We start from the raw sequence: 22,647 nt of genomic DNA, 5'->3' as shown, positions 1-22,647 counted from the left end.
CAATTTTTGAACATATTTCTCAACTTTTGCCTTATTTAAAGGTAGTTGAGATTCTTTAAAATTTACAAGGATTTCCTGAAATTTTTCATCAGGATTAGACAGATTTTTTTTGTTAACATCATGATTTGAAGGAAACTTAACAGGACATCCTAAAAAACGATTGATAGAGTTACTTGCAATTACCTCCCTCGATTTAGGGTTAAGAGCCAATATAACTACAAATACTACAAAAACTAATGCATTAAAGCTCAAAAATATTCCTAAAATATACCAAAATCTTTTCATGGTTATACTCCAAAAATTAAAAAACACTCAATATTAAAGGGTAAAAGCAGTTAAACAATCACATATTGCATGAATTTAATTTGGTCAAAACATATCTGAAGACGCAAAACTGATCCACGAAAAAGGAAGATACGGCTTGACAATTTCTTGCTCTTATTACTTTCTTTCGTTTGACTTCTAATTCTTTCACCATCAAAGATTAAAGTTAATTCTAAATTAGAAGGTAAACAATCATGTGTTATTGGTTTGAGTGTAACCAAAATATCATTTTCTTCTTCCTCAGTTGTGAAAGAAATAATTAGCTCGATTTTGCCAGCTTCCCCTAAATTTACTTCACGCACTCGTTTAATACGTGATTCAGTAGAACCGGAAAATCCAGCAGCAATATAGCTAGGCTCTGAATTGAGTTTTGGATTTCCAAAAACTGGTTCTCTTGGCTGCCAGTCATCGCCATAATTTTCTTTAACCCATTCGTCCAAAATGACTATATTTGAACAATTAACTGGCTCATTTGTTATAAAATCTAACTCTTGAAAAGTGAGTTCGTCAATCTCATTAATTAAAAAACTTACTGTATCATCAGACTCGGCCATCTCAAGTATCTTATCCAGGCGCTTTGATTCTATTTCAGTAAGCTCTGACTTACTTACTAAGTGATAATATTCGGTCAAAACTTCTTTGTCTGCTTGCATCTCTTGTTCTTATATATTCATAAGGTTTCTGGAATTTAAAGCTTGATTATTGTCTATGACTAACCTCCATGCTGGTCTTTTTTATTGAAAAAATCTTTCCCTTAGACGTTTTAATGCTCGTTCACCTCTCTTTCTTGCAGCATCGTGTCTAATATCTAAACGATCGGCAATACTCTTCCATGATAAACCTTTGACTATTTTTAGAACAAGTATTTTTCGATCTTCAGGACTTAAGTCTTCAAAACTACCAATTAATTTTTCTATTTTTTGTTCGATTAAATTATTACTGGTAATCTTGGGAATCAGATCTGATTTTATTTCACCAATCAGTTTTAATTTTATTTATTTATTTTGTTTTTCTGTTTTATAGTATTCTTGAATAATCTTAAAAGAAACACGATTCAGGAAAGCTGGAATATTTACAATTGAAATTTTATACTCAATAATTTTTTTTCGTGTACGAATATATGCTTCTACCAAAATTTCACTTTCATCCCACTTCCCATCTAGTTTGAATTGACGAAGAGAGCGCTTGATAAAAAACAGCAGTTTGCGTGCGCTATCATTCCTCTTGTCTGAAAGGGCATCAACCACCACTTCATTGAGTAAATTGAGTAGGTTGTAGTTGGTAATTTCTTCAGGATCCTTCATTGTTGAGCCATACTAGCCTTTCTATAATATTGTGCTTGAATAATAACAAAGTGTGACACCATGAGCGCTGGTTGACTTACAAAAGTCAGACCCCAAATCTCAAACCCCTTTCTAGATAGGCATTTCCGGCTTGCAGAAAAATGTACTTACCACAGATTCGGAGGGGTGACTCTCTGGCTTGGGTTAACAGATCAACCCCGGATTCTGAAAGTTGCTACCAATGGCTAGATATTGGCTGGGGTCTAAAGTTATTCGTGATTTGACAGTTTGTGGTTATATTTTGTTTTTCGTCGAGTCTCCCTAATTGAAGGTTGTAACATCAAAGGCACTAAGGCTTTAAGTCTCTCTCCAACTGATCAAAGCAAAACGGCACTGCCAGGATGATCGCGGCTGCGCTACCTCCGTATTGCAGTAGAGCTATTGTCTCAGAAGATCCTAGAGGCAACATTTCGCTCGATGGAGAGGTATTAATAATGATCTGGTCTTCGGGTTGCATAGTAGTTTTTAGGAATTGATTAAAGTTTGGGCTATATAGTTATGTGGCACATCTTGGAGATTCTGTGACAATCGCGATTAAAGTTTGGGCTATATAGTTATGTGGTACATCTTGGAGATTCTGTGACAATCGCATTAAACTATGAGAGACTGTGAATAATTGCTCCGTAGGTTTGCCGTTCTCTAATTCTGGGAAACCCAACACGTGAAAAAACCTAAAACCCCAACTTTGGCACCGCCTGTCGTTTCGTCTCCTCACCCCGTCTATACATATTTAGTAATGGTCACAGGAGACACATGACCCGTTAACTTCTGAACTGTGGCCATAATAAGTTGCACCAGAAATACCACCAGCATGATATCCAACACGGTCTAATCCATGCTCTCTGATGGCTGCCAGGATATAAGCTATTCATTTCGGAGTGTATTTTGAGCGTGCCATATAGTCTAAACTCCAGAACAGTAGGAGGTAAACAAAAACAATATCAATGTGCTGAAAAGCCACAAGAACCAATTGTTACCAATACAACACAACCTCCTGTTCCTCGGTCATGGGATCCCTGGTGTTGAAACTCAGAATATAGAAAACCTATACTTTCTTTATTCTTTCAAGGCTCAAGAAAAAATTAGAATAGTTTTAAACTTTAATAAGGCTGTCTCATCCCTTCCTAGTTAACATCCCTCATCAGCATCAACTCTCCCCAGATCAGGAGCAAATCTTCTTGCTAAGTTTCGCGAGTGAGATGGAATATCAGGAAATTGCAAGTCAACTGAAGACCTCTAGAGAGTTGTGGCGCAAACCCATGAGTCAAATCTACATGATTTTAATAATTTTGTGGAATAGGCATCTTGGTGGAATGGGCATCTGGCTGTGGAACGGGCATCTTGATGGAACGGGCATCTTGATGGAATGGGCATCTGGCTGTGAAACGGGCATCTTGCCCGTTACAATTCCCAGGCGGGCAGGATGCCCACCCCACTGATATTTATCCCGCCCCTCAGCAATGCCATAAATTTGACATAACAACGGCTAATCGCTAATTTTCACCTATGATGTCTAATTACTAATTCCCAGCTTCACAGGACTTAATCAGTTTATTGAAATCTTCAGGAGGTTCCGCACCACCAGTAATTTCCAGACCAATACTTAGAAACTCTTCATAGGGGTATTTTTCTTGAATTTTATCAATGGTACACTGACAAAAAGCCTGAGCCTCTGAGCCCTTAGTCCCAACACATTGCCCCATGTAAAAATTGACAAACTCTGGTGTATAGCCAATCTCAGAGTTTTGGAGGATAGTCTCAGCCTCTTCAGGGATAGTCAAGGGTTTTTGAGGAATAGTCTCAGCTTCTTCAGAAATAGTTCCAGGTTTTTGGAGGATAGTCTCAGGTTCTTGGGAATAACCCACGGTTGGGCTGACGAGAGCAAACAAACAGGCACTGATAATTGATAGCTGGTATCGTTTGATGTTCATGCTTTTTAACCTCTACAGAAATTAGCCCATTCGGACTATTTTAACAATTGCACACTATTAGGTTTCCCATCTTTTCTCTGAAAGAAACATTAGGCAAAAGGCTTGCAGGGAACATGCAAAACGGAACCATGTCACCTTTGTACATGTCACCTTTGTAATTATGTATATAGATCCCCCCTAACCCCCCTTAACAAGGGGGGAATTAGATTCAAAATTTACCCTTACTAAGGGAGATTGAGATTCAAAAGTCCCCCTTACTAAGGGGGATTTAGGGGGTTCTGAATCAGGGATTAACAAAACTGACATGCTCCCAGACAAAACAGATAATCAACAATTAACTGTTAGCAATTTCCAAAGGAATAAAAGACTAGCCAAGAAACACAATACCAGTTTTTAGCTTGTAGGGTAGGTCTAGATTAGATTATCTCAGTTGCTAGTTATCAGTGAGTAATTATCAAAAATTACCTCAAAATCCCTTCCACACACCAAATAGTAGTATTCCTAGATACTCAATTTTCGATTATTGGTATCAAAAGCTAAAAGTTATCAGGATAACGTAAGCTATCAGCTATCAGCGTGTCGCGTATCAGCTATCAGCCATTCGCGTAGCGTGGCCAACGGCCAAGGCCAACGGCTGAATGCTTACCTTTCAGCTTTTGAATAAAATAAGCTGACGGCTGACCGCTGACTGCTGAATGCTCACGGAATAACTAGCAACTTTCTTGAGATTACTTCGCCCACCCCACTTTAATTGGTATTTTTTTTAGATGCAAGTCCCTAATTACTACCAATAATCATCCCGACCAGTAGCACAAAGCCAATCCAGACATTTTGGCGAAAAATATCTCCATAGACAGATGTGGGATGATTGGGCTTTCGTAGTCTAGTATAGTGCCAAATCCAGACTACTGTCGCTATCACTAGCGCTAACCAAAAGCCCAGTTGGAGATCCACCACAACTCCCAGGCCAGCAAGCAAGCTAGCACTACCAGCAAAGAACACACCTACGGCATCAGCAGCATACTTACCGAAAAACAAGGCACTAGAGCGCACCCCAATCCTCTGGTCATCCTCCCGGTCTGGCATGGCATAGACTGTGTCAAATCCCAATGCCCAAAGTACCGTTGCTCCCCAGAGTAACCAGGTAGCTGGTTCTAGAGTAGTAGTAATGGCACTCCAACTAATCAGTACAGCAAAACCCCAAGCAATGGCCATAACCAGTTGCGGTACAGGAAACACTCGCTTGGCAGATGGGTAAAACACAATTACTGGTACAGCGGCCACGCAAAGCCCAAAGGTGAAAGCATTAAGATACAGGGCAATCACCCCAGCGCAGACCATAGCAACTAAGGCAACTACTACACCAACTTTGACCGATAGGGCTTTGGATGCCAAAGGGCGTGAGCGAGTTCGCGCCACTTGGGAATCAATATTGTGATCCCAAACGTCATTAATTACACAGCCAGCAGCACTGGTGGCTAAGGTTCCAAGAATAATCACGCTAACCAGGGGAATCGGTGGTTTCCCTTGGGCTGCTAAAAAAACTGCCCACAGTGCTGGCACCATTAAAATCAATCGTCCAGTTGGCTTGTCCCATCGCAACAGTCGCATAATGGCTAGCCAGGTGGGTATGGGATTGGGGTTTGGCTGGGTAAGCATAGCAGGAATGGTGACTCGTTTGTTGGTAATTTTGTTTGTAGGTAATTTTCCGGATTGTTTCCTCGAATCAGAGGAATTTCACAATAGGAGATAGTGCCTATTTTTTGTTAGTCTCCTTAAAGATATCGTTATTGATAGGTTTCGGGTTGATATCTGTAAGCAGGATACATCAATATGGTTAACTCACTGACCCAAGACATTTTCCTACATGTTTCCACTCCTGACAAAGAGCAAGAGCGCATTATTGCTGCCATCGATATTGGTACCAATTCCATTCACATGGTGGTAGTGCGAATTGATCCCAAACTCCCGGCATTCACGATTATTGGTAAAGAAAAGGACACGGTCAGGTTAGGAAATTGCAACCCCCGGACCGGTGAGTTGACCCCCGAAGCCATGAACAGAGCGATCGCAACTCTACAACGCTGCAAGGAACTGGCAGCCAGCCTCAATGCTGAAAACATCGTTGCTGTAGCAACCAGTGCTGTGCGGGAAGCTCGGAATGGCCAGGCTTTTTTACAGCAGGTATATACAGAATTGGGTTTATTGGTCAACCTAATTTCTGGTCAGGAGGAAGCACGACGCATCTACCTAGGTGTGTTGTCGGCTATGGAATTCAACAACCAGCCCCATATCATTATTGATATTGGCGGTGGTTCAACGGAATTGATCCTCGGGGATAGTCACAACCCCCGTTCCCTAAGTAGCACAAAAATAGGAGCCGTTCGTCTTACAAAGGAGTTTGTAACTACAGACCCCATCAGCCAAAGTGAGTTTCTCTATTTGCAAGCCTATATCAGGGGAATGTTAGAGCGAGCTGTTGACGACATCCAGGGTAACTTGAAACTCAGTGAACAGCCTCGTTTAGTGGGGACATCTGGCACTATTGAGACCCTAGCCAAGATGCACGCCTATGAACATCTGGGTATGTTACCTAATCCCCTAACGGGTTATGAGCTGACTCGTCAAGATTTGGAAAAAATGCTCAAGCGCTTAGCTGCTATGAGTTTGGCTGAACGCTCAACCCTGCCAGAGATGTCCGAGAGGCGTTCAGAAATTATTGTTGCTGGCACAATCATTTTATTAGAAGCCATGAAGCTTCTGGGAATGGAGTCGATCATAATTTGTGGACGATCACTCCGGGAAGGCTTAATCGTTGACTGGATGCTTACCCATGGATTGATTGAAGACCGGCTACGCTACCAAGATGAGGTCAGGGAAAGGAGTGTAATCGCAGTGGCTGGGAAATATCAGGTCAACCTGGATTATAGTCAGCGGGTGGCTAACTTTGCCCTGAGCTTATTTGACCAAACCCAAGGAAAACTCCACAATTGGGGAACACAGGCACGGGAATTACTTTGGGCAGCAGCAGTTTTACACAACTGTGGCGTGTATGTGAGTCATTCGTCCCACCACAAGCATTCTTATTACTTAATTCGCAATGCTGAACTGTTGGGGTTTCTGGAGCCAGAAATTGAAATCATTGCTAATCTGGCCCGTTACCATCGCAAGAGCCCTCCGAAGAAAAAGCATGAGAATTACAATAATCTGGCCAATCAAGAGCATCGGCTGTTGGTGAGTCAGCTCAGTGCTTTGTTACGGTTAGCTGTTGCTTTAGACCGTAGACATATTGGAGCAATTCGGCATGTTAAGTCGGATTATCGCTCCGATGATAAGGCACTTTATCTAGATCTAGTTCCCGCTTTGACCAATGATGATTGTGCTTTGGAACTGTGGAATTTGGATTATAAAAAATCGGTATTTGAAGAGGAATTTGGAGTTAAAGTGGTTGCGAGGTTAGCATCCAAGAGTAGTCAGCATTATTAAGCTATTAGCTCTCAGCCATTGAGACATTATCAATACATTATCAATAGGGTAAGCATTCAGCTATCAGCCTTGGCCTTGGCCTTTGGGTGATAGCTGAATGCTTACAACGCTATAATACCAATTGATATATAATAACAGACGTAATAACTAAATCCAATATAACTGTGTCCAAAAACTCATGTACTCGCATTCTTGATTGCTTGTATATCAGCACCTATAAAAATACCTTACCAATGCGTGTTGACATCTGGAACCAACTGAAATTGTCAACAGACCGCTTGCAATCTCTTCACGCCTGTGGCCAGGATATCTCCACCTTAAAGGAAAAAATTGCAGCTGGGTTCAAAATTCTCGAACCCATCGAACTCTACTGGAAATTTCCAGGGATAAATGCATTTCGACGATTGCAGCAGCACTTTGAGCGCCAGGAATATTCCCGACTTTCCTGGGAAGTGACTCAAATTATACGTTTGATGTCTAGCCGTGCTGAACTGTATGCCCAAGCATACATGGATCAGATTTTTGCAAGCGAACAGAAAGATGGACAGCAAATTATATCGGTCGATAAGTACAATCAAAACTCTAATCAACTCGATTTTACCGTCTTATTTGTCGAAGACGACATGACACCGGAAAAAGAAAAAGAATTACGCCAAAAACTGGCAGAAATAGCCTCGAAAACAGACAATTTTATTTATCAGCTCATCGTCATTTCTAACTTTGAGGATGCCCTAACAGCTTTGATGTTGAATCACAGCATTCAATGCTGTGTTATCGGCTACGACTTTCCCCTGCGTTCAAACAACTGTTTGTCACTGCTCGAAACATACATGAGTGGGTTAGAACAAGCTGAATTAGCTGGGGAATATTACCAACCGAGAGGTCTTACTTTAGGTGCGATTATACATAAGTTACGTCCAGAGTTGGATTTATACTTGTTGAGCGATGTATCCGTGGTTGATGTGGATGCTGATACGAATCAGAATTTCCGCCGCGTTTTCTACAATCAGGAAGACTATCTTGAAGTACACTTAAGTATTATTCAAGGCATCGAAAAACGTTACGAAACCCCTTTCTTCGATGCCTTAAGAAATTACAGCAAAGAACCCACAGGGGTATTTCATGCCATGCCCATTTCCCGGGGAAATTCCATCTTTAAGTCTGATTGGATTCAGGATATGGGAGAGTTCTACGGTCAAAATCTATTTTTAGCAGAAACTTCAGCAACCAGTGGAGGATTAGACTCATTACTACATCCTACTGGTCCCCTAAAGGAGGCTCAAAATTTAGCAGCGAAAAGCTTTGGTTCTAGGCAAACTTTTTTCGTGACTAATGGGACTTCAACTGCCAATAAAATTGTTTTGCAAGCAATTGTAAGCCCAGGTGATATTGTCTTGGTTGACCAGAATTGCCACAAATCTCACCATTACGGCATCGTCTTAGTAGGTGCTCAACCCCTTTACCTCAATGCCTATTCCCTCAAAGAATATAGTATCTATGGTGCTGTGCCTTTAAAGGAAATCAAGCAACAATTGCTCAAGTTCAAGCGGGAGGGGCAATTGGAGCAGGTGAAGATGCTGTTACTCACAAACTGTACCTTTGATGGCATTGTTTACAACGTTAAGGGAGTCATGGAAGAAATACTGGCAATCAAGCCAGATCTGGTTTTCCTCTGGGACGAAGCCTGGTTTGCCTTTGCTGGTTGCACCTCAACCTATCGAGAACGTACAGCAATGCAAGCTGCCACTGACCTTCATACTCGCTATCACAGTCCCCAATACCGAAAGGAGTATGCAGCCTTTAAGGAACAATTTGATCGGCTTGACCCAGAGGATGATGACACCTGGCTGAACCAGCACCTCTTACCCGATCCAGATCAAGTCAAGATTCGGGTGTACTCAACCCAATCAACACATAAATCTCTGTCTGGCATGCGTCAATCATCCATGATTCACATCTGGGACGAGGAGTTCAACCGTAGGTCGGAAATTGATTTTCTAGAGGCTTACATGACCCACACCACCACCTCCCCCAATTACCAAATTCTGGCTTCTCTGGATTTAGCGCGGCGACAAGTTGATTTGGAAGGCTTCAAATTGGTTCATTCCCAGATTGATATGGCAATGATAGTGCGGGAGAAGGTTAACACTCATCCATTGCTAGGAAAATACTTCAAGATACTTACTCCTGAAGAGTTGATTCCGGAAACCTATCGCCCATCAGGTCTGAAAAGTTACCAAACTCAGGAAGATCCAGAAGTAGAGTTCCAGTGTATCGAGCAAGCCTGGGAGGATGATGAATTTGTTCTCGACCCCACGCGGCTGACTTTGTACATTGGCAAGACAGGCATCGATGGCTATACTTTCCAAAATTCTGTACTGATGGAACAGTTTAATATTCAGGTTAACAAGGTTTCCCTCAATACGGTTTTATTAATGACTAATATCGGGACAACCTGGGGTTCGGTAACATATTTGCTTGATTGCCTGCATAAAATTGCTGAGGGGTTGGAGCAGGAATTGTGCCAATACAATCAAGTGGAAATCAAATTATTTGAAAACAAGCTGCAACAGCTAACACTGAATTTGCCTTCTTTGCCTCATTTCAGCGAGTTTTACTCCGGCTTCCGTTCTCACCCGGCAACTGGGCAAGGGAACCTACGGAGCGCCTACTTCCTGGGTTTGGACGAAGAAAAAATAGAATACCTGAAGCTAGACAATGAAATAGATGAGATAATGGCGTCTGGGCGAGAACTGGTTTCATCTACATTCATTATTCCTACCCCACCGGGTTGCCCGATTTTAGTTCCTGGTCAAGTTGTAACTGGGGCGATAGTCTTCCTAATGAAGCAGCTTGCTCCTGATGCCATTCACGGTTATCGACCTGACTTTGGATTGCCCGTGTTTGCTCAATATGTTTTGGACAGTCTCAATAAAACTACAGAATCTGCAATGACTAAAACAACAGCCTTCACTCATTTAGCTATAGCTGTTACGAACCTTAATGCCAGTATTGCTTTCTACGCTAAGTATGGTCAGATGTCAGTAGTGCGCTTGCGCGTAGAACCAGGGACAGTTTGGATGTCCGACAACATTAGACCCTTTGCCCTAGCTCTACTTGAGGAAGAAGAGGCCAAGCCGATCTTGCCCCCGAGTCATATTGGTATTGCTTGTGTCAGTTGCGAACAAGTGGATCAGCTCTGCAAACTTGCTCGCAAAGAGGGTTGTTTACTTGACGGACCTAAGGATTATGGTCCTCCAACTGGTTACGCAGCCTATCTAAGGGATCCTGATGGACACCATGTAGAAATTTCCTACGGTCAAGAGGCCGCTTTTGACATCCTCCCATCGTTAAATCAAAGATTATAACGTTCGCGTAGCGGCTCCAAAGGAGCTGGGATTCCTAAACCTCACGATTTGGTTTGGTGCTTCAATGCAACAGCCTCCACCCTAAGCGGGGTTTTATGGTCTTACGTTCGCGACCCAGACTATCCCCGCAAGTCCTGCGGTTCTCATGTGTCGAGTTTCAAGAAAAGTCTTGATGTAATGCATGATTCGAGGGTTGGCCTTCCATTGCCCTGTCATCTTTTCCCTAGAGACGAAACCTTAGGATAGTGGAGTCTTAATTAATAAATTTTTACCCTTCTCTGCATAACCTGCCAACCATAAAGACTCCACTATCCTTACGGTAACTTCAAAGTCTACCGATTTTGCTGCGCCGCCAGTTTACTGGACTTCGCTCGTATAGGCGCATCTGTTTCCAATCGGCAAAGCCGACGCTACGCGAACGTCTCGGGTGGGTCATTGACCACCCTCAATAAGCGCACATCTATCGTTAAAGACGCAATTCCTCTCTCGCTAACCCTACGGGTATAACGAGAGAGGAATTGCTCTTAAGGATGAGTCTAGATATACTCCGATACTTTTTAGCTACCAAAATCTACCAAAGGCAAATTCTGGCTCGCCAATGCAAGATGCTTTCACATCCAGGGGGTATCTCCCAAAGCTCTGACGGAATATCCCGCGAGCGCCATAAAAATGTCAACCCCAAAGTTGGTTCCACCGGGATAGAGAGCGCAACTATTAAACCCTTGGTTTTCGGCTTTAATTTAAGTTACATAATAATCCCTGTCGGTGTTACCCTAATTTAATTATAACAAATAATAAGAGTTTTTGCTGAGGGGGTGACATGAGCCCCAAAAAGCTTACTATATAAGGCTTTGATGCCAATGGTATCATGGAAGATACAGTCGGAAATTAACCCTCAATTCATTTTCTGGAAGCTCAAACCCTTATAACTACGTCCAATGTTTGCCCAAAACAGAATGTATATTTTTGTGAATTATCGGCTGAAATTTTTACCCAGTAAGGATTTCAGCTTGCATGTCACCCCCCCAGGAGTTTTTGGTAGACTCTGCGACATTTTCTCTAGCTGTTTACTAACCCTATACCGAGCTAGCTTAAGCAGCCACTTATATCATGTCCGGTTGAATACTTACACGCTTGCCCGAATCGAAGGCAGAGGGCAGAAGGCAGAAGGTAGAAGTAAAGGAGTAAGGTTTAATCGGTAATGGTGTTTTATCACTAATTATCCGGACATGATATTACAAAATATCATATTCCATCTTACCTTAAATCTAAGTGGTAATAGCTGAATGCTTATAAAAAGATTGACAGGTCAAGTCTTCCACTAGAAAGTTTACTGTCAATCTTTATGAATTTTATTTACACCGCTGGGGTTTGACGAAATCGTGTAAGCATTCAGCTATCAGCGTGTCGCGTATCAGCTAATGAGCTAAATCTCAGCGTCGAAGCCTGTGCCACGCACGCTAGGCGAACAGCTTTTGAAAAAAACAGGTAAGCATTGGAATAATGCTGAGTTACTTGGACTTTTAGCTGACGGCTGACGGCTGAGTGCTGAATGCTTACGAAATCGTTAGCCATAAAAATCCGCTGATCAAACCAGCAATTTATCGACTAACTGAACTAGGCTATTAACCCCAACACTAATTGAGATTAACTTTAAAGACTTTTTGCTTTTCTGATTCTGCTTTGGGCAAACTCAGGCTCAAGATGCCGTTATTGTAATCAGCTTTAACCTGATCGTGTTGAACCCGTGTTGGTAAGGGAATCACCCGCTGAAAGTTACCATAACGGAATTCTGAACGTGTCATCCCATTTTCTTCAGTACTAGTTTCAGACCGACGCTCACCACTAATAGACACGGCTTGCTCTGTCACCTGAATATCGAGATCTTTAGAATCTATCCCAGGAATCTCAAGCTTTAATTCCAGGGTTTCTGCTGTCTCCTGCAGTTCCGCCGCTGGCATAAAACTTGTTCCCTTCAGACCACGATCTTCAAATGGGGTGAATTCATCAAATAGCCGATTCATTTCCCGTTGTAAGTTAGTGAATTCTCGGAAAGGGTCCCAACGAATAAGTGCCATAATCGTTTGCCTCCGTCTAGTGACATATCCTTACGGTTTAGATCCACTTTTTTCACCCATACTGAGGATTGTTAACGGTTAGCGAAACGTCACCGCTTGGATGATTTGATTTAACCTGTTATCAATCTATCAACCCCGAAAAGGTCTTTGAGTTCGGTTCCCTTCCTAAACCACTAGGCTAATTCCCGTACAGATATAAATAATAGATAATTTGAATCTCAACCATATCCCCAATACCTCAGGGGAGTTTGAACAAATTTGAGTACGATTGTCCTTAGTTATCATTCAGGTTGTGGTAGCGGGCGCAGGCGTAGAGATCAAATAATGCTCCAACTAGGCTACAGGTAAAGGCAATCACTAATACTCCCTGAATGGGGGATCCACTACCAAAAATAGTCAGAAATTTCAATAGCTCAGTTGTGGCAGTAAGACCAAACCCTGTTAAGCCCGGAATGTATCCTATTATACCAAAACCGGCCAGTAAACCAATAACTAGTGCCACTGGAGCCATAAAGCTCAGAAGGATTGTTATTACCAAAGAACGGAGAAAGTTTGGCAAAATGCTCATAAAATTTAACCACATAAGCAGGTGAGTTAAAAGCCAGAGCCAAAGTATGACTTGGCACTTTCTACCTTAGGCGAAATCCCTGTCGATAACCGAAAATGTCAAAAATCTTAAATTTTCATTAAAAATCTTGGTAAAGGTCTGTGAATCTGGATCATAAAGCCGGGTTGTTGGTGGCTTGTTAAGGGCTACCGGTAGTCGGTTAAATTGATCGGCCTCAAGGTCCCTGGCTTGATATATCAGTGATTTCGGCTCAGTGACAGGGGACTTCCAACCCTAAAAGACCCTACCCAATTCCTGAGAAGCTGTGGATCAAAAGTTATCATTCCTGTTAAGATTCTTCGTTGATTGCGGACAGGTTAACTCGTCCCAGGACTCAAGTACGTGGGATGAGCTAGTACGTAACTCCCTTTCTTAATAACAAATCACTAATGACTAACGGCGATCGAATCAGTTACCAATTCCCAGACAACTTCATATGGGGAGTAGCCACCGCTTCCTATCAGATTGAAGGAGCAGTAAGTGAAGGAGGACGCAAACCTAGTGTGTGGGATACCTTCAGTGGTACCCCTGGAAAAATACTTAACGGTGATACCGGTGCTGTCGCTTGTGACCACTACCATCGCTACAAAGAAGATATAGAGCTGATGGTCAAACTAGGGATCAAGGATTATCGCTTTAGCATTGCTTGGCCTCGGATTATTCCTGACGGGCGTGGCAAAGTCAATCAGGAAGGGGTTGATTTCTATAAGCGCTTGGTGGATTGCTTGTTAGATCATGGCATTACTCCCCATGCCACTCTATTTCATTGGGACTCTCCCCAAGCCCTAGAAGACAAATACAAGTCTTGGCTTTCTCGCCAGATGGCGTTTGACTTTGCGGATTATGTTACCGCTGTGGTCACTCAATTAGGCGATCGCATTACCAATTGGATGACCATTAATGAGATCATGTGTTTTACTCACTTAGGCTATGGGGTTGACCAGGACCCGATCCATGCTCCCGGTAGGCGTGTTAAATCCATCAAACAGGTATGGCAAACCTCTCATCATGCCCTTTTAGCTCATGGTTTGGGCTGTCAAGCCATCCGTAGTGCTTCCCGGGTTCCCTGTTCTATCGCCTTTGTGGATAACTTGTCCGTCACGGTGCCAATCAATGAGTCACCGTACCATGTGGCAGCAGCAAAAAAGGCCTTCCCTTTATGTGGGCAAAATGGCGGTATCATTATCCCTGCTCTGACTGGTGCTTATAGTCCTGAATTACTGGAAGTGTTAGGAGACAATGCACCAGACATCGGACCATGTGACCTACAAATCATTCATCAGCCTCTGGATGGGATTTGTCTTAATATTTACACTGGTACCTATGTCCGGGCTGCTGACAATCCACAGGGGTACGAGTTCCTTGGTATGCCCAAAGGCTACCCTCGCATGCATCTGCCTTGGCTGAATATCCTACCAGATTCCCTTTATTGGGGGGTTCGTCATGTCAGTGAAACCCTGGGGCGTTCAGATTTGCCGATGTTTATCACTGAGAATGGCTGTGCAGCACAGGATGAATTGACTGCTAAGGGTGAGGTGATTGATACGGACAGGATTCTGTACCTCCGAGAGTACTTTAAAGCAGCCCATCGCGCTGTTAGTGAAGGGTATCCTCTTAATGGTTATTTCCTCTGGAGTCTGATGGATAACTTTGAGTGGTATTGGGGATATGATCGGCGCTTTGGGATTACTTATATTGATTACCCAACCCAACAGCGTATTCCTAAGGCGAGTTTTGAGTGGTATTCCGAGTGTATTCAAAATAATCGGGTGGTTTGATCATTAATCGGAAAAACCCGATAAAACCCAATGGGTATATTGGTAATCCGTTACTTTAACCCTAGCTATAGGGTTAAGGGGTAAGTCCTAGTCGCGATCGCGAAGCGTGACCATTCGCGTAGCGTGGCCAATAGGCCAAGGTCAATCGCATTTGATCTGGTAGCGATCGCTATTTTTGTTTGCCTATTTTTGTTTTCTATTAACAGAATATTAGAATTTTGTCAAGATTTATTTAATATAAGTTTTACTTATTTACATTATTTAATAACCTGACGGCAAATTACTCCGAAAACCCTTTACAAAACTTAGTATATTGCTTAATATAAATACATGAAGGCGCAAACAAGCCGGACGAACCTCGATAACTTCATATTCATACCCGCAATCATAAGAACATGACTACTGTATTACAACAGAGCAACACCTCTGTGTGGTCTCAGTTCTGCAATTGGGTCACCTCCACCAACAACCGCCTCTATGTAGGTTGGTTTGGTGTGTTAATGATCCCAACCCTGCTAGCTGCTACCACCTGCTTCATCATTGCTTTCATCGCTGCTCCTCCTGTGGACATCGATGGTATCCGTGAGCCGGTTGCTGGCTCCCTGATGTATGGCAACAACATCATCTCTGGTGCTGTTGTTCCTTCTTCTAACGCCATTGGCTTACACTTCTACCCAATCTGGGAAGCTGCTTCTCTAGATGAGTGGCTCTACAACGGTGGTCCTTACCAGCTAGTAGTGTTCCACTTCCTGATTGGTGTATTTGCCTACATGGGTCGTGAGTGGGAACTGAGCTACCGCTTAGGTATGCGTCCTTGGATCTGCGTCGCTTACAGCGCACCGGTTGCAGCTGCTAGCGCCGTATTCCTGATCTACCCGATCGGACAAGGTTCTTTCTCCGATGGTATGCCTCTCGGTATCAGCGGAACCTTCAACTTCATGTTCGTGTTCCAAGCTGAGCACAACATCCTGATGCACCCCTTCCACATGCTAGGTGTAGCCGGTGTATTCGGTGGTTCTTTGTTCTCTGCGATGCACGGTTCTTTGGTGACCTCCTCCTTAGTGCGTGAGACCACCGAAACCGAGTCTCAGAACTATGGTTACAAGTTCGGTCAAGAGGAAGAAACTTACAACATCGTGGCAGCTCATGGCTACTTCGGTCGTTTAATCTTCCAATACGCTTCCTTCAACAACAGCCGTTCCTTGCACTTCTTCTTAGGTGCATGGCCTGTAATCGGCATCTGGTTTACTGCACTGGGCATCAGCACCATGGCATTTAACCTCAATGGCTTCAACTTCAACCAGAGCATCATCGACTCACAAGGTCACGTGATCAACACCTGGGCTGACGTACTCAACCGTGCCAACCTAGGTTTCGAGGTAATGCACGAGCGTAACGCTCACAACTTCCCTCTAGACCTAGCTGCGGCTGAAGCTACTCCCGTAGCTTTGACTGCTCCAGCAATCAACGGTTAATTTCAACTTGGCTTAATCTACTTGATTAGAAAAAAGCGCTCTCCAGATGGGGAGCGCTTTTTTGTTTGTCTGTCATTATTTGAGTTCTCAGGTTTTAGGGAGTAGGGAGTAGGGAGTAGGCAAGAAAATTTAGATTTAGCTTACGGTTACTAGGAAAGGCTGTATTTATTGGTAGTCATTTGTTAGTTTTCAATACCCCTTCACCTTTTGTGTTTTCTGTTGCATTTAATAAAACTTAATAAAAAATTGTCGATAACTTAATAAAAAATTTCAATTTGTCTGTGGTAACTGGGTTTAATATCAACAAAACAATAATATCAAGTCTGATAGCATCGATATATAGCAATTTTCAGAGTCATGAGGTACAGAGGATTTTTCCTTGTTGCCTGTTGCCTGTTGCCTGTTGCCTGTTGCCTACTCCCTACTCCCTACTCCCTACTCCCTACTCCCTACTCCCTACTCCCTATTCTCAAGGACCAATGACTAATGACAACTGAAACCCTTGTCATCGTAACCAGTATTGCACCAGGAAATGTTAAGAAGCAACAAGCCGCTATTAATAGCTGGCTTACTCTAGGATTTGAGGTTGTTTCTTTAAATATTATAGAAGAGATTGAGAAACTCCAGCCTTTATATCAAGACATTAAATTTCACAGAGTATTTCGAGATGGACGAGAGCATTATGGTAAGCCTTATGTTTACATTGATGACCTCTTATCCTATTTGCGTGAGTACGGTAGCCAAATCTGTGGAATTGTTAACGCAGATATTATCTTAAAAGCTGAGCAGGATTTTACAGAATTTATTCGAGAGCAGACTCAAGACTCTATTCTGCTCGCTTCACGAGTCGATATTGATACTGCTGAATCAATCAACGGTGAGATTTACGATGTTGGGGTTGATGTGTTCTTTTTTGAAAAAGAACTGCTGGAAAAATTTCCATCCTCTGACTTTTGCCTTGGTATTCCCTTTTGGGATTTCTGGGTACCAGTGATTGCTTGGCAACAGGGGTTAACCATAAAAGACTTAGTCTCTCCCGTTGCTTATCATGTCAAGCACTCTACCAACTATAGCTACGAAATCTGGCAAAAATCTGCCCTTAAATTTACAAAAATATTTGCCCCAGCTCGCTATAAATCCTATCAGAAAAAAGCTGATATAAATAAAGTAGATTATGACCTAATTGGTCACATGGATAATTATATCGTTAACCAATTTTTGACAATTTATCAAAACAGTAAGCAACCGATTATCTACAAACCCCGATTACCTGATGCTCAGAATCCAGTCTATAGCCATACCAATACTAAAAATCACGATTATAATTCCTTAGTTTGGTTAGCATGGAGCTCTTATCATGCTGGTAATTTTACCACTATGGCTGAGCAGTTAAAAAACTCCCTAACCATTACCCCTTACCAACCAACAGAAACAATTTCTGATTGGATAGAGCAATTTACTACATTTTCAGCTGCTCATAATTCTCCATTCAATTCTTATGCATTCAGTAACCTAACGGAATGGCAATATCTAATCCGATCTACTCTGCTTAATCGACCATTTAGTACCTATCAATGGCAACCAAAAGTATCGATAATCACATCAGTATTTAAAGGGGATAAGTATATTGAACCCTTCCTTAAGGATATTACCCAGCAGACTGTTTTTGCTGAATGTGAATTAATATTGGTTAATCCCAATTCTCCTGGAAATGAAGAGCCTGTGATTAAAAAGTATATGACCAGGTATCAGAATATTATCTATATAAAATTGGATGAAGACCCAGGGCTTTATGAAGTTTGGAACATGAGCATTAGATTAGCCCGTGGTCACTATATTACAAACGCTAATCTCGATGACCGCAGAGCGCCCAGACATATCGAAGAACATATGAGAGCCTTGGATGAGCATCCTGATGTGGACGTGGTTTGCGCTCCTCTGAAAGTTACGATGCAACCCAATGAAACCTGGGATAATAATACCGCTCATGCAGTCTGGTATGTGGGATTTCCGGAGTATTTTGGAACTGAAGACTTTTTTCAAGAAAAGTGGTGGGCTGAAGGGGAAGAAAAAGGTAAGATCGGCTCCCAAAATCTTCCCCATTGTATGCCGGTATGGCGGAAGAGTGTCCATGAAAAAAATGGCTATTTCGATGAAATTGAGTATGGCGCGAGTGCTGATTGGGAATTTTGGTTACGTTGTTCAACCAATGGTTCTAAATTCATGCTATTGAGGGAACCTTTAGGAATTTACCTAGAAGACCCTCAATCCTATAACAGGCGGTTTGAGTCAACGGTTGATTTTGAGAAAAAAATTCTACAGGAGTATTATGTACCGCTAACTGAGGAATCCAATGGTAACGGAAGCCTTGATGTCTCCGAAACTGAAGAGCAGGATTCAGGGTTTGAAGACTCTGGGGATTATCCGAAAAAACTCGATCTTGCTTCTGCTTTACAGTATCATTACGGGGAGCATCGCTCTGGATGGTCTTATGCGATGAATAGCTTGAAAGCCTTACACAATGATGCTGGAATCTTGGTGGATGGCTTCATAGAAAAGAAATTCGCCTGGGGTTCGGATCCTGGAGATTGTAACAACACCCCAACTGCTTATACAGAGCCTTGGATTGGATTCATCCATTGCCCTCCCTATGTCCCTAAATGGTTTCAAGAACACCTGTCACCTCAGGCAATATTTGCAAGTCAGTTGTGGCAAGAAAGTATTAAGTATTGTCAAGGTCTATTTTGTTTGTCTGAAGACTCTCGTCGATGGCTCCAAAAGCAGCTAGATGTGCCAATTGTTAGCGTTATCCATCCTACGGAAACCCCAGATGTTATCTTTTCGATGGATAAGTTTTTGTCAAATCCTGAGCCAACTATTATCCAAATTGGGATTTGGTTGCGGAAGATGCACTCTATCTACTATTTACCGGTAAAAAACTACAAAAAGATGGTGTTACGTAAACCCTATTCCGGGGAGATGTTACACACTGAAAAACAAGTATTTAATTTACAGCCCAATTACAGTTATGTGCAGATAGTTGATTATTTGCCCAATGATGAGTATGATGAAGTCTTGTCAAAGAATATTGCTTATTTGGAGTTGTATGACACCAGTGCCAATAACGCGATCATTGAGTGCATCGTCAGAAATACCCCGGTTTTAGTCAATCCGCTGCCAGCTGTAAAAGAGTATTTGGGCCAAGACTATCCCCTTTACTTCCAGTCTAGACAAGAAGCAGCGGCCAAAGCTGATGATTTTGCTTTAATTGAGGAAACCCACCACTACCTGAAGCAGCACCCGATTAAAGAAAAGCTGACCAGCAATTATTTTTTAAAATCCATTGTTAAATCGGAAATCTATAAACAGTTATCATGAGAATATCCCACAAGCATAAGTTTGTATTCCTCAGCAAACCTAAGTGTGCTAGTACTAGTATTCGCAAGGCATTGGATCCTTACACCGATATTTCCAGTACGGATAAGAAGCGACATTACCATCACCATGTGCCAGCATCTGTGTTAAAGCAGCATTTTGACCGTATGGGTTGGAACTGGAACAGCTACTTCAAGTTTATCAGTATCCGAAACCCTTGGGATATGCTGGTTTCTCTGTACTTCTATGCCAAGCCAGATCACCGAGGTATTTATTGGTGGGAAACAGCAAGAGCAATCCGTGTATCCGAAGACATTATCGAAAAATACCCCTATAACCCAAACACCAGGATGCCATTCAAGCAGTGGATTAAGACAGGAAAATCCTGGGACTTGAAGCAGCAAATATATCTTGATGATTTGTCTACCTATACCCTTCCTTACTATGTTTTTGATGATCAGAATAATTTCCTAGTGGATTATGTTATCCGTGTTGAACACTTAGAGGAAGACTTAGATTTTGTTTCGTCAAAGCTAGGACTAAAGCTAGACTCTTTGAAGATAAATACCAGCAAGCACGACCACTATAGTCAGTATTATGATAGTGAGTCCAAAGCAATAGTATCCGAGATGTTTGAGTATGATATCAATTACGGAAAGTATTCTTTTTAAACTAGGTAATAGGTAATAGGTAATAGGTAATAGGTAATAGGTAATAGGTAATAGGTAATAGGTAATAGGGGGATAACCAACAGGGGTATAGGGTTTGACGGTTTGTTTTATAACTGAATAATATCCAATTTATAGCGTTGTTCAGACTTATGAGATAAAGTCAATTTTATTCCCCTACTCCCTACTCGTAAGCATTCAGCTATCAGCCATTGGCCTACGGCCACGCTACTTGAGGTGCTTTTGAATAAAATAGGCTGACCGCTGACTGCTGAATGCTGAATGCTGAATGCTTATCCCTACTCCCTACTCCCTACTCCCTACTCCCTAAAACCCAGAACTTTTTACCTGAAATTAATAACTGCTATAAAATGAGACTATCACACAAGCATAAATTCCTATTCATTGGCAAGCCTAGGTCTGGTGATACTATGATTAGACAAGCACTAGATCCTTACAGTGATAGTGTTAGTACAGATAAAGGACGACACAACCATCCCCATGTGCCAGCATCTATCTTGAAACAGTATTTTAAACGCATGGGTTGGGACTGGAATAGCTACTTCAAATTCACTTCTGTTAGAAATCCCTGGGATATGCTTGTCTCTGTATACTCCTTTGGAAATCCTGATCAAAATGGCTTCTACTTTTGGGAGAAACAACAGTATAATCCCAACAAAAAAATGCCATTTACAGAGTGGATCACTAAGGGTAAATCCTGGGATATCAAGGCAGGGAAGCACTTAACTGATTTGTCTGCTTACTCACTGTCTTACTCGGCACTAGATGATGATAACACGTTTCTTGTGGATTATGTTATCCGTTTTGAAAATCTAGAATCAGACTTAACTTTCTTGGAGTCTATGCTAGGACTAAAGCTGAATTGTCCTAAGATAGAGCAACACAAACGGGATGATTACACTAATTATTATAATCAGGAGTCTATAGATAGAGTTGCTAATTTATTTTGGTATGACATTAAGTATGGAAATTATAAGTTTGGGATGGCGTAGGGTGGGTTAGGGGCGGCCAGGATTTTGAGGGATTACCAATCAATTTGTATCCGCACCGTAACCCACCATCTTCGATGTTTTGTACCAGATGCTGTAATTGCTGTTCTGGTTTGGATTGATCAGCAGCGCGATCGCATGATCTAGATATGGCGTAGGGTGGGCAGTGCTTACCTTCGAGATTGTTAACTTTTAACTTGGTATGAAGCACTGCCCACCTGAGGATTCTTTTAATTAAGTTCCTGTCGGTGGGCAGTGCCTATAAAAGCTACTCTAAGCTTTGTAATTGCTCGTAAGCACTGCCCACCCTACGATTCATTTTATCTAGGATTAATTTTATCAAAAATATACACGAATAAAAACGATTTTATATTCCAAAACTATCCACAATTATCAACCTAGCCACGGTCTCCATTATCTCAATATTTCGTAATAAAAAAAAATCTAAACCCCTTGACAATTTTATTAATTTATTGATATATTAATAATGTCAGCAAAATTAATGAATAACTGGTCATGACGAAAAATCTTCCGCCTAACTCCGATGAAAATCAGAACCCTGAAAACCCTGGTCGGAAACCTAAGAAAGTCAAGCACATCTTGATCGGTTCTCCTGAACAAGTTCGGCATACTATTTATGCCATTTATGCCCTTAAATACGCCTATCCCGACGAGTGGAGCACTCCCGAACCTACCGAAAACCCTGGTGAGGTTATGACCACCTTGATTCGATATTTCTACGTAGACTAGGATAGGGTTTTGCCAGGGTTTGACGCCCTGGCGACCAGGAATTGTGGAGGTTATTTTTAAGCTATCAGCTATCAGCCAAAGGCTGACCACTGACCACTGACCACTGACGAATGTATTAGTTGATCAGTAGTTATTCAGATTTGAATGCAGTTAAGCTGTACTTGTTGACGTTTACACAATATAATTCGGTCAAGGATTGGGGTTAACCAGAACTTGACCGATTTTTTTTATTGCTATAGTTAAGGTAATTATTAATTTGGTAAGTTACTTTCGTTCCGGGTTTTAGGGAACGCGCACCGTAGGGATTAGGGAGTCCCAGCGGTGAAAAATTTCAAATTGTTGAGAGCAACCGTGAGTTAGTGGATGCAGAGTTATTGCAGGTAATGGCACAAGTAGCAGAACAACTTAGAGCAGAGGGCAAGCAAAACCGTGCTGAGGTTTTACTGGGTCTGAG

At 42.1% G+C, this 22,647-nt stretch carries 21 protein-coding genes; 10 read left to right on the top strand and 11 right to left on the bottom strand.

What is annotated here, in order from left to right; translation table 11 throughout:
• From F6K38_RS20200 to F6K38_RS20185, 5 genes are all read right to left on the bottom strand, one after another.
• A partial coding sequence (locus tag F6K38_RS20200; RefSeq protein WP_287357250.1) for a hypothetical protein occupies positions 1-285 on the bottom strand: 285 nt, incomplete at its 3' end.
• A gap of 50 nt (positions 286-335) precedes the next feature.
• Positions 336-977, bottom strand: coding sequence for a hypothetical protein (locus F6K38_RS20195; RefSeq protein WP_287357248.1), 642 nt, complete (start codon positions 975-977; stop codon positions 336-338).
• Between the two features lie 81 nt (positions 978-1,058).
• Positions 1,059-1,229 carry a sigma factor-like helix-turn-helix DNA-binding protein gene (locus F6K38_RS43450; protein ID WP_353737206.1) on the bottom strand — a complete coding sequence of 57 codons (171 nt, stop codon included), beginning with the start codon at positions 1,227-1,229 and terminating at the stop codon, positions 1,059-1,061.
• A gap of 90 nt (positions 1,230-1,319) precedes the next feature.
• Positions 1,320-1,628, bottom strand: a complete 309-nt coding sequence (locus F6K38_RS20190) for a hypothetical protein (RefSeq protein ID WP_287357247.1) — start codon at positions 1,626-1,628, stop codon at positions 1,320-1,322.
• A gap of 328 nt (positions 1,629-1,956) precedes the next feature.
• Positions 1,957-2,124 (bottom strand): hypothetical protein, encoded by a 168-nt coding sequence (locus tag F6K38_RS20185; RefSeq protein WP_287357246.1) that lies wholly within the window; start codon positions 2,122-2,124, stop codon positions 1,957-1,959.
• Positions 2,125-2,770: 646 nt separating this feature from the next.
• On the opposite strand from F6K38_RS20185, the gene F6K38_RS20180 reads away from it, so the two are divergent.
• Positions 2,771-3,106 carry a sigma-70 region 4 domain-containing protein gene (locus F6K38_RS20180; protein ID WP_353737205.1) on the top strand — a complete coding sequence of 112 codons (336 nt, stop codon included), beginning with the start codon at positions 2,771-2,773 and terminating at the stop codon, positions 3,104-3,106.
• A gap of 81 nt (positions 3,107-3,187) precedes the next feature.
• Here F6K38_RS20180 and F6K38_RS20175 read toward each other — a convergent pair whose 3' ends face one another.
• Complete coding sequence (locus tag F6K38_RS20175) at positions 3,188-3,598, bottom strand: hypothetical protein (protein WP_008183555.1); 411 nt, start codon at positions 3,596-3,598, stop codon at positions 3,188-3,190.
• A gap of 777 nt (positions 3,599-4,375) precedes the next feature.
• Complete coding sequence (locus F6K38_RS20170) at positions 4,376-5,257, bottom strand: 4-hydroxybenzoate solanesyltransferase (RefSeq protein ID WP_008183556.1); 882 nt, start codon at positions 5,255-5,257, stop codon at positions 4,376-4,378.
• 174 nt (positions 5,258-5,431) lie between these two features.
• Here F6K38_RS20170 and F6K38_RS20165 point away from each other — a divergent pair, with 174 nt between their 5' ends.
• Both F6K38_RS20165 and F6K38_RS20160 read left to right on the top strand, forming a co-directional pair.
• Complete coding sequence (locus F6K38_RS20165) at positions 5,432-7,084, top strand: Ppx/GppA phosphatase family protein (RefSeq protein WP_287357244.1); 1,653 nt, start codon at positions 5,432-5,434, stop codon at positions 7,082-7,084.
• 164 nt (positions 7,085-7,248) lie between these two features.
• A complete protein-coding gene (locus tag F6K38_RS20160) occupies positions 7,249-10,452 on the top strand; it encodes an aminotransferase class I/II-fold pyridoxal phosphate-dependent enzyme (RefSeq protein ID WP_161603156.1) in 3,204 nt (1,067 codons plus the stop codon).
• A gap of 1,392 nt (positions 10,453-11,844) precedes the next feature.
• Here the strand turns inward: F6K38_RS20160 and F6K38_RS20155 are convergent.
• The 3 genes from F6K38_RS20155 to F6K38_RS20145 form a co-directional block, all read right to left on the bottom strand.
• A complete protein-coding gene (locus F6K38_RS20155) occupies positions 11,845-12,027 on the bottom strand; it encodes a hypothetical protein (RefSeq protein ID WP_287262877.1) in 183 nt (60 codons plus the stop codon).
• A gap of 62 nt (positions 12,028-12,089) precedes the next feature.
• Positions 12,090-12,530, bottom strand: coding sequence for an Hsp20/alpha crystallin family protein (locus F6K38_RS20150; RefSeq protein WP_008183559.1), 441 nt, complete (start codon positions 12,528-12,530; stop codon positions 12,090-12,092).
• Between the two features lie 274 nt (positions 12,531-12,804).
• The gene (locus F6K38_RS20145; protein WP_044492964.1) at positions 12,805-13,098 is read right to left on the bottom strand and encodes a hypothetical protein; all 294 of its coding nucleotides are present in this window, start codon (positions 13,096-13,098) and stop codon (positions 12,805-12,807) included.
• A gap of 428 nt (positions 13,099-13,526) precedes the next feature.
• Between F6K38_RS20145 and F6K38_RS20140 the strand changes: the two genes are divergently transcribed.
• The 6 genes from F6K38_RS20140 (at position 13,527) to F6K38_RS20115 (ending at position 21,446) form a co-directional block, all read left to right on the top strand.
• Positions 13,527-14,915, top strand: a complete 1,389-nt coding sequence (locus tag F6K38_RS20140; protein ID WP_287247822.1) for a GH1 family beta-glucosidase — start codon at positions 13,527-13,529, stop codon at positions 14,913-14,915.
• A gap of 395 nt (positions 14,916-15,310) precedes the next feature.
• Positions 15,311-16,390 carry a photosystem II q(b) protein gene (gene psbA / locus F6K38_RS20135; RefSeq protein WP_070393396.1) on the top strand — a complete coding sequence of 360 codons (1,080 nt, stop codon included), beginning with the start codon at positions 15,311-15,313 and terminating at the stop codon, positions 16,388-16,390.
• A 357-nt stretch (positions 16,391-16,747) separates the two neighbouring features.
• Entirely contained in the window at positions 16,748-16,873 is a 126-nt protein-coding gene (locus tag F6K38_RS20130; RefSeq protein WP_267872006.1) for a hypothetical protein, read from the top strand.
• A gap of 3 nt (positions 16,874-16,876) precedes the next feature.
• A complete protein-coding gene (locus F6K38_RS20125; protein ID WP_287357242.1) occupies positions 16,877-19,768 on the top strand; it encodes a glycosyltransferase in 2,892 nt (963 codons plus the stop codon).
• Positions 19,765-20,436: a sulfotransferase family 2 domain-containing protein gene (locus F6K38_RS20120; RefSeq protein WP_287295384.1), complete on the top strand. Its 672-nt coding sequence runs from the start codon at positions 19,765-19,767 to the stop codon at positions 20,434-20,436. Before F6K38_RS20125 ends, F6K38_RS20120 begins: the two co-directional genes overlap by 4 nt.
• A gap of 272 nt (positions 20,437-20,708) precedes the next feature.
• On the top strand, positions 20,709-21,446 hold the full coding sequence (locus F6K38_RS20115) for a sulfotransferase family 2 domain-containing protein (protein ID WP_287262876.1): 738 nt from the start codon (positions 20,709-20,711) through the stop codon (positions 21,444-21,446).
• Here the strand turns inward: F6K38_RS20115 and F6K38_RS20110 are convergent.
• Positions 21,412-21,654, bottom strand: coding sequence for a hypothetical protein (locus tag F6K38_RS20110; RefSeq protein ID WP_287357240.1), 243 nt, complete (start codon positions 21,652-21,654; stop codon positions 21,412-21,414). The two genes, F6K38_RS20115 and F6K38_RS20110, sit on opposite strands and share 35 nt — an antisense overlap.
• Positions 21,655-21,959: 305 nt before the next feature.
• Between F6K38_RS20110 and F6K38_RS20105 the strand changes: the two genes are divergently transcribed.
• Positions 21,960-22,193: a hypothetical protein gene (locus F6K38_RS20105; RefSeq protein ID WP_071986844.1), complete on the top strand. Its 234-nt coding sequence runs from the start codon at positions 21,960-21,962 to the stop codon at positions 22,191-22,193.
• Positions 22,194-22,647: the final 454 nt, after the last annotated feature.

It is taken from the genome of Moorena sp. SIO3B2, from assembly GCF_010692525.1.
Classification (GTDB): domain Bacteria; phylum Cyanobacteriota; class Cyanobacteriia; order Cyanobacteriales; family Coleofasciculaceae; genus Moorena; species Moorena producens.
The sequence above is the reverse complement of the archived record's forward strand: the minus strand, read 5'-3'. Positions and strand labels throughout refer to the sequence as shown.

Excerpts from the sequence above, each read along its gene's own strand:
- psbA (WP_070393396.1), top strand. The coding sequence starts at position 15,311 with ATGACTACTGTATTACAACAGAGCAACACCTCTGTGTGGTCTCAGTTC.
- F6K38_RS20155 (WP_287262877.1), bottom strand. The coding sequence starts at position 12,027 with ATGGCTAACGATTTCGTAAGCATTCAGCACTCAGCCGTCAGCCGTCAG.
- F6K38_RS20120 (WP_287295384.1), top strand. The coding sequence starts at position 19,765 with ATGAGAATATCCCACAAGCATAAGTTTGTATTCCTCAGCAAACCTAAG.
- F6K38_RS20185 (WP_287357246.1), bottom strand. The coding sequence starts at position 2,124 with ATGCAACCCGAAGACCAGATCATTATTAATACCTCTCCATCGAGCGAA.
- F6K38_RS20170 (WP_008183556.1), bottom strand. The coding sequence starts at position 5,257 with ATGCTTACCCAGCCAAACCCCAATCCCATACCCACCTGGCTAGCCATT.
- F6K38_RS20105 (WP_071986844.1), top strand. The coding sequence starts at position 21,960 with ATGACGAAAAATCTTCCGCCTAACTCCGATGAAAATCAGAACCCTGAA.
- F6K38_RS20195 (WP_287357248.1), bottom strand. The coding sequence starts at position 977 with ATGCAAGCAGACAAAGAAGTTTTGACCGAATATTATCACTTAGTAAGT.
- F6K38_RS20150 (WP_008183559.1), bottom strand. The coding sequence starts at position 12,530 with ATGGCACTTATTCGTTGGGACCCTTTCCGAGAATTCACTAACTTACAA.
- F6K38_RS20140 (WP_287247822.1), top strand. The coding sequence starts at position 13,527 with ATGACTAACGGCGATCGAATCAGTTACCAATTCCCAGACAACTTCATA.
- F6K38_RS20165 (WP_287357244.1), top strand. The coding sequence starts at position 5,432 with ATGGTTAACTCACTGACCCAAGACATTTTCCTACATGTTTCCACTCCT.
- F6K38_RS20175 (WP_008183555.1), bottom strand. The coding sequence starts at position 3,598 with ATGAACATCAAACGATACCAGCTATCAATTATCAGTGCCTGTTTGTTT.
- F6K38_RS20190 (WP_287357247.1), bottom strand. The coding sequence starts at position 1,628 with ATGAAGGATCCTGAAGAAATTACCAACTACAACCTACTCAATTTACTC.
- F6K38_RS20130 (WP_267872006.1), top strand. The coding sequence starts at position 16,748 with ATGAGGTACAGAGGATTTTTCCTTGTTGCCTGTTGCCTGTTGCCTGTT.
- F6K38_RS20115 (WP_287262876.1), top strand. The coding sequence starts at position 20,709 with ATGCTGAATGCTGAATGCTTATCCCTACTCCCTACTCCCTACTCCCTA.
- F6K38_RS20125 (WP_287357242.1), top strand. The coding sequence starts at position 16,877 with ATGACAACTGAAACCCTTGTCATCGTAACCAGTATTGCACCAGGAAAT.
- F6K38_RS20145 (WP_044492964.1), bottom strand. The coding sequence starts at position 13,098 with ATGAGCATTTTGCCAAACTTTCTCCGTTCTTTGGTAATAACAATCCTT.